General features: G+C 68.6%; 16 protein-coding genes and 1 tRNA gene. 12 read left to right on the top strand and 5 right to left on the bottom strand.

Features of this window, described 5'->3' with window-relative positions:
- Window positions 1-79 precede the first annotated feature (79 nt).
- Both V7D63_RS06515 and V7D63_RS06510 read right to left on the bottom strand, forming a co-directional pair.
- Window positions 80-610: a GNAT family N-acetyltransferase gene (locus V7D63_RS06515; RefSeq protein WP_333591452.1), complete on the bottom strand. Its 531-nt coding sequence runs from the start codon at window positions 608-610 to the stop codon at window positions 80-82.
- Window positions 607-2,784: a S9 family peptidase gene (locus V7D63_RS06510; RefSeq protein WP_333591451.1), complete on the bottom strand. Its 2,178-nt coding sequence runs from the start codon at window positions 2,782-2,784 to the stop codon at window positions 607-609. The genes V7D63_RS06515 and V7D63_RS06510 overlap by 4 nt, the downstream gene beginning before the upstream one ends.
- Before the next feature lie 77 nt (window positions 2,785-2,861).
- On the opposite strand from V7D63_RS06510, the gene V7D63_RS06505 reads away from it, so the two are divergent.
- The 8 genes from V7D63_RS06505 to V7D63_RS06470 all read left to right on the top strand — a co-directional run bounded on the left by V7D63_RS06505 (window position 2,862) and on the right by V7D63_RS06470 (window position 7,533).
- A complete protein-coding gene (locus V7D63_RS06505) occupies window positions 2,862-3,683 on the top strand; it encodes a trypsin-like serine peptidase (RefSeq protein WP_442882117.1) in 822 nt (273 codons plus the stop codon).
- Window positions 3,684-3,873: 190 nt separating this feature from the next.
- Entirely contained in the window at window positions 3,874-4,347 is a 474-nt protein-coding gene (gene rplM / locus V7D63_RS06500; RefSeq protein ID WP_333591472.1) for a 50S ribosomal protein L13, read from the top strand.
- A 2-nt stretch (window positions 4,348-4,349) separates the two neighbouring features.
- Window positions 4,350-4,841: a 30S ribosomal protein S9 gene (gene rpsI / locus V7D63_RS06495; RefSeq protein WP_333591450.1), complete on the top strand. Its 492-nt coding sequence runs from the start codon at window positions 4,350-4,352 to the stop codon at window positions 4,839-4,841.
- 150 nt (window positions 4,842-4,991) lie between these two features.
- Window positions 4,992-5,345, top strand: coding sequence for a DUF559 domain-containing protein (locus tag V7D63_RS06490; RefSeq protein WP_333591449.1), 354 nt, complete (start codon window positions 4,992-4,994; stop codon window positions 5,343-5,345).
- A gap of 81 nt (window positions 5,346-5,426) precedes the next feature.
- Window positions 5,427-6,359, top strand: coding sequence for an N-acetyl-gamma-glutamyl-phosphate reductase (argC, locus tag V7D63_RS06485; RefSeq protein WP_333591448.1), 933 nt, complete (start codon window positions 5,427-5,429; stop codon window positions 6,357-6,359).
- Window positions 6,360-6,421: 62 nt separating this feature from the next.
- Complete coding sequence (msrB, locus tag V7D63_RS06480) at window positions 6,422-6,919, top strand: peptide-methionine (R)-S-oxide reductase MsrB (protein ID WP_333591447.1); 498 nt, start codon at window positions 6,422-6,424, stop codon at window positions 6,917-6,919.
- A gap of 41 nt (window positions 6,920-6,960) precedes the next feature.
- Window positions 6,961-7,266: an ETC complex I subunit gene (locus tag V7D63_RS06475; protein WP_333591446.1), complete on the top strand. Its 306-nt coding sequence runs from the start codon at window positions 6,961-6,963 to the stop codon at window positions 7,264-7,266.
- A gap of 190 nt (window positions 7,267-7,456) precedes the next feature.
- Window positions 7,457-7,533, top strand: a tRNA-Arg gene (locus tag V7D63_RS06470).
- Here V7D63_RS06470 and metC read toward each other — a convergent pair.
- Window positions 7,492-8,682, bottom strand: a complete 1,191-nt coding sequence (gene metC / locus V7D63_RS06465) for a cystathionine beta-lyase (RefSeq protein WP_333591471.1) — start codon at window positions 8,680-8,682, stop codon at window positions 7,492-7,494. The two genes, V7D63_RS06470 and metC, sit on opposite strands and share 42 nt — an antisense overlap.
- An 80-nt stretch (window positions 8,683-8,762) precedes the next feature.
- Between metC and V7D63_RS06460 the strand changes: the two genes are divergently transcribed.
- Window positions 8,763-9,872 carry an amino acid ABC transporter substrate-binding protein gene (locus V7D63_RS06460; RefSeq protein ID WP_333591445.1) on the top strand — a complete coding sequence of 370 codons (1,110 nt, stop codon included), beginning with the start codon at window positions 8,763-8,765 and terminating at the stop codon, window positions 9,870-9,872.
- An 85-nt stretch (window positions 9,873-9,957) separates the two neighbouring features.
- Entirely contained in the window at window positions 9,958-11,265 is a 1,308-nt protein-coding gene (locus V7D63_RS06455) for a dicarboxylate/amino acid:cation symporter (RefSeq protein WP_333591444.1), read from the top strand.
- 122 nt (window positions 11,266-11,387) lie between these two features.
- Here V7D63_RS06455 and sseA read toward each other — a convergent pair whose 3' ends face one another.
- Both sseA and V7D63_RS06445 read right to left on the bottom strand, forming a co-directional pair.
- Entirely contained in the window at window positions 11,388-12,221 is an 834-nt protein-coding gene (sseA, locus tag V7D63_RS06450; RefSeq protein ID WP_333591443.1) for a 3-mercaptopyruvate sulfurtransferase, read from the bottom strand.
- On the bottom strand, window positions 12,221-13,672 hold the full coding sequence (locus tag V7D63_RS06445) for a cryptochrome/photolyase family protein (protein WP_333591442.1): 1,452 nt from the start codon (window positions 13,670-13,672) through the stop codon (window positions 12,221-12,223). The genes sseA and V7D63_RS06445 overlap by 1 nt, the downstream gene beginning before the upstream one ends.
- Window positions 13,673-13,740: 68 nt before the next feature.
- Between V7D63_RS06445 and kdsA the strand changes: the two genes are divergently transcribed.
- Complete coding sequence (gene kdsA / locus V7D63_RS06440; RefSeq protein ID WP_442882116.1) at window positions 13,741-14,661, top strand: 3-deoxy-8-phosphooctulonate synthase; 921 nt, start codon at window positions 13,741-13,743, stop codon at window positions 14,659-14,661.
- An 18-nt stretch (window positions 14,662-14,679) separates the two neighbouring features.
- Window positions 14,680-16,137 (top strand): D-glycero-beta-D-manno-heptose 1-phosphate adenylyltransferase, encoded by a 1,458-nt coding sequence (gene rfaE2, locus V7D63_RS06435; RefSeq protein WP_333591440.1) that lies wholly within the window; start codon window positions 14,680-14,682, stop codon window positions 16,135-16,137.
- The last annotated feature ends 8 nt before the right edge of the window (window positions 16,138-16,145 follow it).

Genomic DNA, 16,145 nt, shown 5'->3' with positions numbered 1-16,145 from the left:
AAACCCAGCCAAGGTGTAGTCGGGACGGCGCCGCTTGGCGAGCCTGGGCCGGTTGGCCATCAGGCGCGCGGGATCGGCGTCAAAGCCGCAGCCCCTCGCTCGCGGGCGGCGCTCCGTCCGGCAGCAGATCGAGCTGCATCAGGTCGACGTCCAGCCAGCGCCCGAATTTGTAGCCCACCTGGCGATAGGCTCCGGCGTGGCGAAAGCCTTGCGCGGCATGGAAGGCGGCCGAGCCGTCGCCGCTGACGGCTGCGATCAGGTGACGCATCCCGCGCGCGCGACAGGCCTGGATCACCGCCGCCAACAGGGCGCGGCCGACCCCGCGTCCCTGGAAGTCCGACGCGACATAGATCGACTCCTCCACCGACCAGCGATAAGCGGCGCGCGGCCGGAACGGCGTGGCGTAGGCGTAGCCGGCGAAGTCGCCGTCGATCTCGGCGATCAGCCATGGCAGGTCGTGACGGCGCACCGCCTCGAACCGCGTCGTCATCTCGACCAGGGTCGGCGGCGTCTCCTCGAAGGTGGCGACGCCGGTCAGCACCTCATGCGCATAGAGGGCCGTGACGGCCGCCAGGTCGGCTTGGACGGCCGGCCTGACGGTCAGGGTCACGCGCGCGTCCAGCCCTTTTCGACGGCCCAGACGGCGAAGGCGTAGTCGACCGCCACCTCTTTCAGATAGTCGAACCGGCCCGAGGCCCCGCCATGGCCCGCCTCCATGTTGATCTTCAACAGGATCGGATTGCCCGAGGTCGTCGCCGGGCGCAGGCGCGCGACCCATTTGGCCGGCTCCCAATAGGTGACGCGCGGGTCGGACAGGCCGCCGACCGACAGCACCGCCGGATAGGCCTTGGCCTCGATGTTGTCATAGGGGCTGTAGCTGGCGATGTAGTCGTAGGCGGCGGCGTCTTCGATCGGATTGCCCCACTCGGGCCATTCCGGCGGCGTCAGCGGCAGGCTGGTGTCGCTCATGGTGTTCAGCACGTCGACGAAGGGCACCTGGCCGATCACCCCGGCCCACAGCTCGGGCCGCATGTTGTTCACCGCCCCCATCAGCATTCCGCCCGCCGAACCGCCGTAGGCGACGATGTTGCCGGCGCGGGCGTAGTCGCGGTCGATCATGTGTTCGGCGGCGGCGATGAAGTCGGTGAAGGTGTTCTTCTTGGTCATGCGTCGGGCGTTCAGGAACCAGCCCCAGCCCTTGTCCGAACCGCCGCGGATGTGGGCGATGGCCCAGATGAAGCCGCGATCCACCAGCGACAGGCGGCTGGTCGAGAAACTGGCCGACATCGGGATGCCATAGCTGCCGTAGCCGTACAGCAGCACCGGGGCCGAACCGTCCACCGGCGTCGACTTGCGGCGCAGGATCGTCACCGGCACCAGTTCGCCGTCGGACGCCGGAGCGTTCAACCGCTCGACCACATAGTCGGCCGGGTCGTGGCCCGACGGCACCTCCTGCACCTTCCTCAGGGTCCGTTCGCGCGTCGTCATGTCGTAGTCGAAGGTCGAGGTCGGCGTGGACGGCGAGTTGTAGGCGTAACGCATCATCGGGCTGTCGAACTCGGACCAGCCCATCAGGTTCAGCGCATAGGCCGGTTCGTCCACGGCGATCTCATGCTCGGCGCCGGCGCGGTCGCGCACGATGATGCGGGTGTTGGCGTCGGCCCGTTCCTGGCGCGCCAGATGGCCCGACGACAGGGTGACGTTCTCGATGTAGCGGCCCGGCGTGTGGGGGATCAGGTCGGTCCAGTTCGCCTTGCCCGGCGATCCGGTCGGGGCCTGGACCACCTTGAAGTCGATGCTGTCGTCGGCATTGGTGCGGATGACCCAGCGGTCGCCCCAGTGATCGGCGTCATAGTTGCGGGCCACGACGCGCGGCTCCAGCACCAGGGGCGTCGCCGTCGGGTCGGCGGCGGGGATATAGCGGCTTTCGCTGGTCTCCTGGTTCTGGATGCCGACGAGGATGAACTGGTCGTCCGAGGTGCGGCCGACGCCCAGGAACATGCCCTCGTCGTCTTCCTGATAGACCTGGGTCGTTTCGCCGCCGCGCGCCGGGCGGCGGAAGATCTTGTCCGGGCGGCCGTTGTCGTCGCGGTTGGTCCAGAAGATCCACTGGCTGTCGGGCGAGAAGGTGAAGTCGCCGGTGGCGCTGTCGATGACGTCGGCCAGGACCTCTCCGGTCGCCAGATCCTTCACATAGATCTTGTGCACCTCGGAGCCTTGGGCGTCCTCGGCATAGGCGTACAGGGCATGGTCGGGCGAATAGCCGGTCGCGGCGATCTTGGAATAGGCCTTGCCCGCCGCCAGGGCGTTGGCGTCGAGCAGGATCTGCTCGTCGCCGCCCGAACGGGGCCGACGGCAGAACAGCGGATGCTGATCGCCGGTGCGGAAGCGGCTGTAGTATTCCCACGGGCCGTCGGGCGAGGGGACGGAGCTGTCGTCCTGTTTGATCCGGCCCTTCATCTCCTCGAACATCGCCGCCTGCATGGGCAGGGTCGAGGCCATCATCGCCTCGCGATAGGCGTTCTCGGCGACGAGATAGTCCTTCACATCCGTCTTGATCAGGCTGGGATCGCGCAGCACCGCCTGCCAGTTGTCGTCCTTCAGCCACTGATAGTCGTCCACCCGGACGCGGCCCAACTGTTCGATGCGAACCGGAATTTTCTTGGCGACGGGCGGGACGGGCATCGGGGTTCCTGAGCGTTGGGCGGCCTTCGCTAGCACGGGCGAGGCGCCAGCGGCGACGGCCAGGGCGGCGGATGAGGCGATCAGTTCGCGGCGGTTCATGGAAACAGCTCCCGACTTGCAAATGCGCGCGACCTTGTGCGGCGCGGCGGACGCCGTCAAATGAACAAAGCTCAAGGATGGTGTGGCGCATGTGGATCGAACTTCAGACGCCGCCCGAGCCGCCGTCCGCCGTCGTGCAGGCGCGGCCCGCCTGGGATCTGACGCTGGCCCTGGTCGATGCGACGGTGCAGCTCGATCAGCCGGACGGGCAGGGGACGCGCACGGTCGGGACCGGCTTTCTGATCGCGGCGCCCAGGCCCGACGGCACGCCGCGCACCGTTCTGGTCACCGCCGCCCATGTGCTGAACCAGATGGCCGACAAACAGGCGCGCATCGGCTGGCGCACGGCCCTGCCGGACGGGGCGTGGAAGTTCGAGCCGCGTCCCCTGGTCATCCGCGATTTCGACGATCAACCGCTGTGGGTGCGCCACCCCGACCGCGACATCGCGGTGATGGAGGTGCAGGCCCCGCCCGAGTTCGCCCGCGCCGCCATCCCCCTGGGCTGGCTGGCCGACGAGAACACCCTGGCGGCCTATCAGGTCGGGCCGGGCGACGAGCTGTTCGCCCTGGGCTTTCCGCGCGGCCTGTCGGCGAACCGGGCCGGGTTTCCGATCCTGCGCGTCGGACGGGTGGCGTCCTGGCCGCTGTCGCCCGTCGCGGCCTTTCCGACCTTCCTGCTGGATTTCACGGTCTTTCCCGGCAACTCCGGCGGGCCGGTGTTCTGGACCCCGGCGGCTCGCAGCGCCCCCGGCAAGCCCGAGCCGGATCACCCCTTCATCGCCGGCGTCCTGACCCAGGAGGTGCTGGTGGGGCAGGACCGGCTGGACCTGGGCGTCGTGATCCACGCCGTCTATGTGCGCCAGGCGATCGCCCTGCTGGACGCCCCGCCGTGGCCGTGAAAAGTCCGAAATGATCGGGTATTTTAATACCGTATATAGAAAACTGCGTAAAATCAATACTGTATAACGAATTACGCGGCGTGATCGGTGTTGACCGGGCCGTCCGCATCCTCTATCAGCGCGCCTTCCGCTCGTCCGACCTCCGGCCGGGCCAGAGTTTTCGCCTCCTCCCAAGGAACCCTCAGTCATGCTGAAGAGCACCACGGCTTCGCTGAAGCCGGCCGAGGTCGAGAAGAAGTGGATCCATATCGACGCCGAAGGCGTCGTGGTGGGCCGTCTCGCGACCTTCATCGCCAACCGCCTGCGCGGCAAGCACCTGCCGACCTACACTCCGCACGTCGATTGCGGCGACTATGTCGTCGTGACCAACGTCGACAAGGTGGTGTTCACCGGCAAGAAGAACACCGACAAGGTCTATTACCGCCACACCGGCCACCCGGGCGGCGTCAAGGAGACCACCCCGGCCAAGGTGCTGGGCGGCCGCTTCCCCGAGCGCGTGCTCGAAAAGGCCGTCGAGCGCATGCTGCCCAAGGAAAGCCCGCTGGCCCGCGCGCAGATGACGCATCTGCGCCTGTTCGCCGGCGCCGAGCACACCCATCAGGCCCAGAACCCGCAGACGATCGACTTCGCGTCGGCGTCGGCCAAGAACACCCGGAGCGTCTGAGCATGACCGACGTCGCCAACACCGAAGCCGCCACCGGCTTCGACGCCCTGAAGGGCATGTCCTCGGCCGCCGAAGACGCCGCCCCCGCCGTCCAGAAGCTGGACAAGCTGGGCCGCGCCTATTCGACCGGCAAGCGCAAAAACGCCATCGCCCGCGTGTGGGTGAAGCCGGGTTCGGGCAAGATCACCGTCAACGGCAAGGAGCTGGCCGCCTATTTCGCCCGCCCCGTGCTGCAGATGATGGTCGCCCAGCCGCTGACCGTCACCGACCGCGCGACCCAGTTCGACGTGATCTGCACGGTCGAGGGTTCGGGCCTGTCGGGCCAGGCCGGCGCCATCCGCCACGGCCTGTCGCACGCCCTGACGCACTATGAGCCGGAGCTGCGCAAGGTTCTGAAGCCGCACGGCTTCCTGACCCGCGACAGCCGCGTCGTCGAGCGCAAGAAGTACGGCCGCGCCAAGGCCCGCCGCAGCTTCCAGTTCTCGAAGCGCTAAGCCGTTTCACATCGGTTTGGATCAGGGCGCTTCGGGGAAACCCGAAGCGCCCTTTTTCTTTTGCCCTTCTCCCCTTGTGGGAGAAGGTGGCAGGCGAAGCCTGACGGATGAGGGGTCGCGCCAGCCTTTCCGTCGCGTTAGCGTCGGAAAATGGACGATTGGCTCACGGCTCGCGCCAAAGAGATGCGCCGTGCACCGGCGCTCTACGAGCGACGGCTTTGGCGGCTGCTCCGGGACCGACGACTGGAAACCCTGAAGTTCCGGCGACAGGTTGTGATCGGTCGCTACATCGCTGATTTCGTCTGTCTTCGTCACCGCTTGATCGTCGAGGCGGATGGTCCATCTCATGAAGATCGCGCAAGCCATGACGCCGAACGAGACGCTTGGTTCACCGACGAGAACTTTCTCGTGCTGAGGTTTTCCAACGGCCAGATCGAGAACCGACCATGGGAAGTCATTGACGCGATCACCACCGCCTCGAAGCGAATGCTCGCCACAGACTGACAGACCCGCGTAACCCCTCATCCGTCAGGCCTTGGGCCTGCCACCTTCTCCCGCAAGGGGAGAAGGGCTAGGAGCCTCGACATGACCCACACCCTCTTCATCGACGGCGAGGCCGGGACCACGGGGCTGGAGATCCGCGAGCGGGTCCAGGGCCGGGCGGATCTAGAGCTGATCCTGCTGGGCGGCCGCCGGCGCGACGTCGCGGCGCGGCGCGAGGCGCTGAACGGCGCCGACGCCGTCATCCTGTGCCTGCCCGACGATGCGGCCAGGGAAGCGGTGGCCATGATCGACAATCCGGCCGTGCGGGTCATCGACGCCTCGACCGCCTATCGCGTCGATCCCGCCTGGACCTACGGCTTTCCCGAACTGGCGCCCGGCTGGCGCGAGCGGATCGCGGCCTCGACCCGCGTCTCCAACCCCGGCTGCTATCCGACCGGCTTTCTGGGCCTGGTCGCGCCCCTGGTGCGCGCGGGCCTGATCCCCGCCGACTGGCCGGTCGCGGTCAACGCCGTCAGCGGCTACTCCGGCGGCGGCAAGGCCATGATCGCCGAGTTCGAGGACGGGACGCCCGACCCCTTCCGCGCCTATGGCCTGACGCTGAAGCACAAGCACGTGCCCGAGATGACGAAACACGCCGGATTGTCGCGCCCGGTGCTGTTCTCTCCGGCGGTAGGAAACTATCGCCAGGGGATGCTGGTCGAGGTTCCGTTGCACCTGTCGGCCCTGCCGGAGCGGCCGTCGATCGAGGTGATCCACGGCGCCCTGGTCGAAGCCTATGACGGCGCCCGCTTCGTCGAGGTCGCGGATCTGGAAGAGACCGAGACCCTGACCGGCCTGACGCCCGAGGGACTGAACGGGACCAACCGCCTGCGCCTGCACGTGTTCGGCGACCGCAACGGCGAACAGGCGCGGCTGGTCGCCCTGCTGGACAACCTGGGCAAGGGCGCCTCAGGCGCGGCGGTGCAGAACCTGAACCTGATGCTGGGCCTGGATGAGGGCGCGGGGCTGCAGTGATCCTTCTCCCCTAAGGGGAGAAGGACTTGAAACCGCCATCTGCATCCCGACGTATCTCCACCATGGAAACCCCGATCCAACGCCGTCATCTGCTGCTGGGTGTTGCGGCTACCGCCATGGGCGCCTGTTCGCCTGGCGCGGCCGATGCGTCCGAGGCGCAATACGCCGCCTCGCCCTTTCGCCGGATCAGCGACGTCGAATGGCGCCGTCGTCTGGACGACGCCTCGTGGCGGGTGCTGCGTCACGAATCCACCGAACGGCCCTTCACCAGCCCGCTGAACGACGAGCATCGGCGCGGGACCTTTTCCTGCAAGGGCTGCGGCCTGGCCCTGTTCCAGTCGCGGTGGAAATACGATTCGGGCACAGGCTGGCCCAGCTTTCACACCGCGATCCGCGAGAACATCGGGACCAAGACCGATTTCGCCATCGGCATCCCGCGCACCGAATACCATTGCGCCCGCTGCCTGGGGCATCAGGGGCATCTGTTCGACGACGGCCCGCGGCCGACCGGCAAACGCTATTGCAACAACGGCGTGGCCCTGACCTTCACGCCCGCCTGACCGGCTGCTATGCACCGGCCGTCCAAGACCTGAGGCCGCCCATGCTCGCTCGCATCTATCGCCCCGCCAAGACCGCCATGCAGTCGGGCAAGGCCAAGAGCCTCGATTGGCGGCTGGAGTTTGAACCGGCCTCGGCCCGGACCCTGGACCCCTTGATGGGCTGGACCTCCTCGACCGACATGAACGGCCAGGTGCGCCTGACCTTCGACAGCCAGGAAGAGGCCGTCGCCTACGCCGAACGCCACGGCATTCCGTTCAGACTGCATGAGCCGAACGATCCGCCGATGATCCTGAAGGCCTATGCCGACAATTTCGCCCCGGGCCGCAAACAGCCCTGGACGCATTGATTCTTGCTGCGCCTAACGCTCGCCGCGCGGCGGCTCGCTGCTTGAGGCGCGTGTTGTGCGCCTAACGCTCGCGACGCGGCCGCTCCGCTGCTTGAGGCGCGTGTTTGTGCGGCTGCCGCTCACGACGCGGCCGCTCGCCACTTGAGCCGCGACGGGGATTCCCCTAGCCACATCGCGTCTGCCTGTGCAGGCGCCCTTAGCTCAACCGGATAGAGCACCCGCCTTCTAAGCGGACGGTTGCAGGTTCGAGTCCTGCAGGGCGCGCCAGGCGGCGAGACCCGCTTCCAGATCGGCGATCAGGTCGGCGGGGTCCTCCAGGCCGATGTGCAGGCGGATCAACTGGCCCTCCAGTGCGGGCGGATGGGCGCGCTGGCTCAGTTGCGGCGTCTCGTGGGTGATCAGGCTTTCGTACCCGCCCCAGGAATAGCCCAGGCCGAACAGGCTCAGCGCCTGCATCAGGGCGTGCGCCTGGGCCGTCGTTCCGCCCTTCATCACCACGCTGAACAGCGAGGCCGCGCCGGAGTAGTCGCGCGTCCAGATCGCGTGGCCGGGATCGCGGGGCAGGGCGGGCCACAGGATGCGCGACACTTCCGATTGCGCCTCCAGCCAGTCGACGACGGCCCGCGCCGACCGGCCTTGCTCCGCATAGCGCACCGACAGGGTCCGCAGGCCCCGAAGGGCCAGCCAGGCGTCGTCGGGCGACACGTGCCAGCCCTGGTCCTCGATGGTCTCGGCGACGGCGCGGCCGATGTCGGGATCGATGACCGAGATCGCGCCCATCAGCAGGTCCGAATGGCCGCCGACATATTTGGTCAGCGGATGGATCGACACGTCCACGCCGTGCGCCAGCGGCCGAAAGGCCAGACCCGCGCCCCAGGCGTTGTCCATGGCCGTCAGCACGCCTCGCGCCCGGCAGGCGGCGGCCAGGGCGGCCACATCGACCATGTCGAAGGTCAGGCTGGTCGGGCTTTCGATCAGCAGCAGGCGGGTGCTCGCGTCGATCATGCCGACGATCTGCTCGGTCGAGGCGTCGGCCGGGTGAAAGCGGGCCGTGATCCCGCGTTGGGCCATCCAGCGCGTCAGGAAGCGGCGGGTCGGGCCATAGACGCCGTCGGTGGCCAGCACCGTGTCGCCCGGTTTCAACAGGGCCATCAGCGGCACGGTCACGGCGGCCAGGCCCGAGGGAACCAGCCAGGTCTCGGCCGCGCCCTCCAGATCGGCGATGGCGGATCGCAACGCCCGCGCCGCACCCGTGCCGTCCAGGCCATAGACGGGACCGTCGGTCGAATCCCACATCCTGGCCGGATCGTCGCTGAGCATGGTCGAGGCGCGCTCGATCGGCGGATTGACCGGGCGGCGGCCCCGGCCGCGCGCGGTGGCCGAGGCGATCAGGCGGGTTCGGTCGGAAAGCGGCACGCTTGTCCCCTCCAAGGGTTGCGGACGCGCCTTCAAAAGCCTCTAAAGCCACGGGGCGCAAGGCGAGCGAGGAGCGACGCATGCGAGGAACGCGATGGATGACGGCGGCGACGGCGGCGATCAGCGCCCTGTCCCTGGCGTCCTGCGAGCGCCCCGCCGAAGACCGAACCGCCGAGACCGCCGTGCGCACGGACGCCGGAAAATCCGACGCCGTCGAACGCATCGCCGCCGGCCCGACCCTGGCCGCGATCAAACGGCGCGGACGCCTGACCTGCGGCGTGCATGAGGGGCTGGTCGGTTTCGCCTATACCGACAATCGCGGGCGTTGGCGCGGGTTCGATGTCGACTTCTGCCGCGCCCTGGCCGCCGCCGTTCTGGGTGACGGGAACGCGGTGCGGTTCGTGCCGCTGAACGCGGCGCAGCGTCTGCCTGCGCTGCGCGACGGCCGCATCGACGTCCTGTGGCGCAACACCTCCTGGACGATGAGCCGCGAGGCGGGCGAGGGCTATGTCTTCGCGGGGGTCAACTATTACGACGGTCAGGGGTTCCTGGTGCGGCGCGCGCTGAACCTGTCCAGCGCGGCCGAACTGGACGGCGCCAGGGTCTGCGTCCAGGCCGGATCGACCACGCGGCTGAACGCCGACGACTATTTCCGCGCGCGCGGCATCACCTATACGCCGGTCGTGACGGCCAGCGAGGAAGAGGCGCGCCGGGCCTATGACCGCGAAGACTGCGACGCCGTCAGCGCCGACATCTCGGCCCTGGCCGCGGCGCGCTCGACCCTGTCGAACCCCCAGCTTCACGCCATCCTGCCCGACGTCGTCTCCAAGGAGGCGTTGGGACCGGTGGTGCGGCGCGGCGACGAACAATGGGTCTCTGTCGTGCGCTGGACGTTGAACGCCGTCATCCTGGCCGAAGAGCTGGGCGTGACCCAGGACAACGCCGCCGCCATGGCGCGGGAAAGCCGCGACCCGCGCGTGCGCCGCCTGCTGGGGACCGAGGGTGACTTCGGCCCGATGCTGACGCTTCGCAAGGACTGGGCGCTGAAAGCCATACAGACTACAGGCAATTACGGCGAGATTTTCGAGCGAAACATCGGCCCGCAATCGCCTCTCGACCTGGCGCGCGGCTTGAACGCACAATGGAACGCACGGCCGGGCGGGCTGATCTACGGCCTGCCGATTCGCTAGGCCGAAATCGGTTCGGTTGGACCCGCGTCCGACTGGGCTTAGATTTCTGTCCGACATAATGAGAGCCGGTCAAAAGGGGGAGCCGATGGAAACGACGAAGCGGGGCGGAATTCCGCTCTACGTATGGATGCTGTTGGGCTTCGCCGTCGGCTTGGGCGGCGGCCTGTACGTCAATCTGAACGGGCTTGAGGTCCTGCCGTGGGCGATGGACCTGATCCAGTCGGTCGGCCAGATCTTCCTGCGGCTGCTGTTCATGCTGGTCCTGCCGCTGCTGTTCGCGGCCCTGGTCACCGGCGTGGCCGAGATGGGCGATCTGAAGGCCCTGGGGCGGGTCGGCTGGAAGACCCTGCTGTTCACCATCATCGTCTCGGGCATCGCCGTGGCCATCGGCCTGGGCATGGTCAACTACTTCCGGCCCGGCGACGGAGTCGATCCGGCCCTGGCCCAGCGCCTGTTGGCCGAGGGCGCGGAAGGCGCCGCCGGCATCGTCGGCAATGCGCCCAAGAGCATCGAGGCCGGCCAGTTCTTCCTGGACATGATCCCCTCGAACGTCGTCGCGGCGGCGGCCGAGAACCAGATCCTGCCGGTGATGATCTTCGCCCTGTTCTTCGGCATCGGCCTGGTCATGGCCAAGTCGCGGGCGACCGACGTGCTCCAGGAGACGCTGCAAGGCGTGCTGGAGGTGATGATGAAGCTGATCAACATGGTCATCAAACTGGCCCCGATCGCCATCGCCTGCCTGATGTTCAACCTGGCCGCCGTGTTCGGCTGGGACCTGCTGGTCCGACTGGGCGCCTATGCCGCCGTGGCCGTGGGCGCCATGGCGATCCACATGTTCGTGGTCTATCCGCTGGCCGTATGGATCGGCGGCGGGATGAACCCGTTCCGCTTCTTCAACGGCGTGCGCGAGCCGATCGTGGTGGCCTTCTCGACCGCCTCGTCCAACGCCACCCTGCCGGTGTCGCTGCGGGTGGCCGAGACCCGGCTGGGTCTGCCGCGCCGCATCTCGCGTTTCGTCCTGACCGTCGGCGCCACGGCCAACCAGAACGGCACCGCCCTGTTCGAGGGGGTGACCGTGCTGTTCCTGGCCCAGTTCTTCAACGTCGACCTCAGCCTGCAGCAGCAGTTGATCGTCATGTTCGTCTGCATCCTGGGCGGCGTGGGCACGGCGGGCGTTCCGGCCGGTTCGCTGCCGGTCATCGCCCTGATCCTGGTCATGGTGGGCGTGCCGGCCGAGGGCATCGGCCTGATCCTGGGCGTCGACCGCTTCCTGGACATGTGCCGCACCACGCTGAACGTCACCGGCGACCTGGTCTGCGCCACCGTGGTGTCGCGCGGCGAAAAGGACGTCCCGGCCTCGGTCGGGCTGGTCCCGACGGCGCCGGGCGGCTAAACCGAAATCGGCCGAGTTGGACGTCGTCCAGCTCGGCTCAGATTTCGGTCCAGCATGATCCTGGAGCCTGGTTCACGGCATCGGCGGAATCGCGAAGCGATTCCCCCTCAACCGATCAGGCTCTAGGGACCCGTCACGACCGCCGTATCCTCGCGCCCGCCCCATTCGGCCCAACTGCCGTCGTACAGGCGCGAGGGGCGGCCCAACTCGGCCAGGCCCAGGCTCAGGATCGCCGCCGTGACGCCCGAGCCGCAGGTGGTGATGACCGGCCGCTCCAGATCGACGCCCGCGTCGCGGAACGCCGCCTCCAGGGCGTCGCCGCGTTTCATTGCGCCATCCGCCGCGATCACGTCTAAAAACGGCAGGTTCAGCGCCCCCGGCATATGGCCAGACCGCAGGCCCGCGCGCGGCTCGGCGGCCTCGCCTCCAAAACGGGCGGCGCTCCGGGCGTCCAGCACCTGAGCGCCCTGGGCGAGGGCGTCGCGCATCTGGCGGATATCGACGACGGCGTCGCGATCCAGAACCGCCCGGAACGTCGCGTGCGGGGTCGGCCGCGGCGCCCCGGTCTCGGTCGCCCGCCCCTCGGCCAGCCACTTGGGCAGGCCGCCGTCCAGGACCCTGACATTTCGCGCGCCCAGCGTTCGCAGCATCCACCAGACGCGCGGCGCCGAGCGTATGCCGACCGTGTCGTAAACGACGACCGTGTCACGCTCGCACACGCCCAGGCGTCCCATGCGCTCGCCGAAGACGTCGGGACTGGGCAGCATATGCGGCAGGGGGCTGTTCGCGTCCGAAGACGCCTCCAGATCGAAGAAGACCGCACCCGGAATTCGCGCCGCCTCGAAATCCGGCCGCCCGTCACGCCCGTCCAGATGCCAGGAGGCGTCGATGATCTTGAGACCCGGCTCGCCCAGGCGCGCCGCCAGGTCGGCGGTCGAGATCAGCGGGCTGGACATCACGGCTCCTCCGGTTTCCGGCTTACGGATTTCAACGCCGCCAGCGCGCGGTCGCGGGCCTGGGCGTGGTCGACGATCGGTCGCGGATAGTCATGCCCCAATCGCACGCCCGCGTCGCGCAGCACCGCGTCGGGCGCGGTCCAGGGCGCGTGAAGCCAACGGTCGGGCAGGCGGGCCAGCTCTGGAATCCAGCGGCGGACATAGCGCCCCTCGGGATCGAACTTCTGTCCCTGGGACACCGGATTGAAGATGCGGAAATAGGGCGCGGCGTCGGCGCCCGATCCTGCGACCCACTGCCAGTTCTGGATATTGCTGGCCAGATCGGCGTCGACCAGCGTGTCCCAGAACCAGGCCTCTCCGCGCCGCCAGTCGATCATCAGATCCTTCACCAGGAAGGAGGCGGCGATCATCCGCACCCGATTGTGCATCCAGCCCGTGGCCCAGAGCTGGCGCATGCCCGCATCGACCAGCGGATAGCCGGTTCGTCCCTGGGTCCAGGCCGCGAACCCCGCCGCATCGTCGCGCCACGGCATGGCGTCGTATTCGGGCCGGAAGGCGCGGTCGGCGACATAGGGGAAATGATGCAGCAGATGGGCCGAGAATTCGCGCCAGGCGATCTCCTTGACGAAGGTCTCGGCCTGGACTGCCGAAACCCGGCCTTCGGCGGCGGCGCGGCGCGCGGCGGCGACGGCCCGCCAGGGGCTGATCTCGCCGAAATGCAGATGCGGCGACAGGCGGCTGGTCGCGGGCTGGGCCGGGCGGTCTCGGCCGTCGGCATAGTCGGCCAGGCCGTGCGTCAGAAAGGCGGACAGGGCGGCGGCGGCGCCGTCTTCGCCCGGCGTCCAGTCGAAGCGCGTGGACCAGTCGGGCCGGGTCGGATGCAGATCCCAGTCGTCGATGCGGTCGCCGTCGATCCCGCTCGGCGTCACGATGGGGTCCGGCGCGGGCAGGGGCGGCGGCGTTTCGAGGGTCTCCATCAGGGCGCGAAAGAAGGGGGTGAAGACCTTGTACGGCCCGCCCGCGCCGGTCACCACCCCGCCCGGCCGACACAGCAATGCGCCGTTCCAACCCCGGCACTCGACGCCCTCGGCCTTCAAGGCGTGGGCGATGTCGGCGTCGCGCGCCGAGGCGTCCGGCTCGGACAGCCGGTTCATGAACACGGCGTCGGCGCCGGTTTCGTCGATCAGACGGCGCAGTTCGGCCTCGCCATCGCCCCGTCTCAGGATCAGCCGCGACCCGCGCGCGCGCAGCGCCGCGTCCAAGGCCCTCAGCGACTTGTCCAGCCACCACCACGACGCCGCTCCGGGCGCGCGGCCGTGGGCGGGATCGAGGATATAGACCGGCATGATCGGCCGCCCGGTCTGGACCGCATGGGCCAGGGCGGGGTTGTCCTCCAGCCGCAGATCGCGACGAAACCACAGGATGACGGGGCGATCAGCCTCTGTGGTCACGGGTCGTTTCCCCCTATAGCTTGAATCCTGACGCGCGCGGCGCCACCTGATCGCCGCACACCTACGCCATGACCCGCGTCCGCGCATTGATCCATACGAAAGTTCCGCCCGTGAGCCGTCCCAACGCCGTCATCGAACTGTCCCAGGGTCTCGCCCGCCCCGTCGTGATCGGCGGCGGCCGCCGCATCGTCTTCATCGCCGGTCCCTGCCAGTTGGAAAGCCGCCAGCACGCGCTGGAGATGGCCCATGCCCTGAAGGAGATCGGTGAACGGCTGAACGTCGGCATCATCTACAAGACCAGTTTCGACAAGGCGAACCGCACCAGCGCCAGCGCCGCGCGCGGCTTCGGCCTGGAAGGCTCGCTGCCGATCTTCGCTGAGATCCGCGACAGCGTCGGCCTGCCGGTCCTGACCGACGTGCATACCGAAGAACACTGCGCCATCGCCGCCCAGGTCGTGGACGTGCTTCAGATCCCGGCCTTCCTCAGCCGTCAGACCGACCTGCTGCTGGCCGCCGCCGCCACCGGCAAGGCGGTCAACATCAAGAAGGGCCAGTTCCTGGCCCCCTGGGACATGAAGAACGTCATCGCCAAGGTGGTCGGCGCGGGCAATCCCAACGTCATGGCCTGCGAACGCGGCGCCAGCTTCGGCTACAACACCCTGGTCAGCGACATGCGCGCCCTGCCGGTGCTGCGCGAGATCGGCTGTCCGGTCGTGTTCGACGCGACCCACAGCGTGCAGCAGCCGGGCGGCCAAGGCACGTCCTCGGGCGGCCAGCGCGAGTTCGTGCCGGTTCTGGCCCGGGCCGCCGTCTCAGTGGGCGTGGACGCCGTCTTCATGGAGACGCACCAGGACCCGGACAACGCCCCGTCGGACGGCCCGAACATGGTGCCGCTGGATCAATTCGAGGCCCTGGCGGCCCAGTTGATCGCCTTCGACGACCTGGCCATCGCCAGCGGCGTCAAGGGACCCGTCGCCAAGGCCGCCTGAATCCGCTAGTCGCAAGACATGGCCGACACCCAAGACCCGCCGTTGGACCTCGGCGCCCTGCAAGGGCTGCTGGATCGCATTCGCGGCGTCACGGTCGCCTGTGTCGGCGATCTGATGCTGGACCGCTTCGTCTATGGCGAGGTCGGACGCATCTCGCCCGAGGCGCCGATCCCGGTGCTGCGCGCCACCCGATCCATCGCCATGCCCGGCGCGGTGGGCAATGTCGCCCGCAATGTCGCGGCCCTGGGCGGGCGGGCGCGGCTGGCGGGCGTGGTCGGCCAGGATGCGGCGGGCCAGGAGCTGGCCGCCCTGATCGCGGCCGAACCCGGCATCGACGATTTCCTTGAGGCGCGGGCCGAGGCGGCGACCATCGTCAAGACGCGTTTCGTCGCCGCCGGTCAGCAGCTTCTGCGGCTGGACGATGAAGCGCAGGGACGACGTGAGATCGAGGCGAGCATCGCATTTTCAAATGCTTCGGTCATTCTTCTTTCGGATTACGCCAAGGGCGGCGTCGGTGAAAAGGCGATCCAGGCCGCCTTGGCCGGCGGCGCGCCGGTGATCGTCGATCCCAAGGGCCGTGACTTCGCCCGCTACGGCGCCGTCGATGTCATCAAGCCGAACGCGGGCGAACTGGCGGCGGCCACGGGCCTGCCGGTCGCGACCGACGCCGAGGTCGAGGCGGCGCTGAAGGCCCTGCTGGACGCCACGACCGCCAAGGCCGTGGTCGTGACCCGCGCGGGCAAGGGCATGAGCCTGATGCGGCGCGGCGGTCCCGTGCGGCATTTCCCTGGCCGGGCGCGCGAGGTGTTCGACGTGTCCGGCGCCGGCGACACCGGCCTGGCGGCGCTGGGCCTGGCGCTGGGTGCGGGCGCCTCGCTGGAACAGGCGACGGCCTTCGCCATCCTGGCCTCGGGCGTGGTGGTCGGAAAGGCCGGCACGGCCGTGGTCACGTCCGCCGAACTGATCGAGGCCGAGATGAGCCAGCACGCCCTGGCCGCCCACGCCAAGGTGACGCCGCTGGACGAACTGGCCGTCGAGGTCGAGACCTGGCGGCGTCAGGGCCTGAGGGTCGGCTTCACCAACGGCTGTTTCGACATCCTGCACCGCGGCCACGTCGCCTATCTGCAGCAGGCCCGTAGCTGGTGCGACCGCCTGATCGTGGCGCTGAACACCGACGCCTCGGTGCGGCGGTTGAAGGGCGACGGGCGTCCGGTCAATGACCTGGAGAGCCGCGCCGTGGTCCTGGGCGGCCTGGCCAGCGTGGACCGGGTGACGGCCTTCGACGATCCGACGCCCATCGCCCTGATCGAACGGCTGCGGCCCGACGTGCTGATCAAGGGGTCTGACTACACGCGTGAGGGCGTGATCGGCGGCGACCTGGTCGAAAGCTGGGGCGGCGAGGTCAGGCTGGCGGATTTCCGCGACGGCTTTTCGACCACCCGGACCATCGAGAAATTGTCAGGAGGCGCGGCGTGACCCGGCGG

It is taken from the genome of Brevundimonas sp., assembly GCF_036732845.1.
In the GTDB taxonomy this organism is placed as follows: Bacteria; Pseudomonadota; Alphaproteobacteria; order Caulobacterales; family Caulobacteraceae; genus Brevundimonas.
Note: the sequence above shows the minus strand (reverse complement) of the source record. Positions and strands in the feature narration are given on the sequence as shown.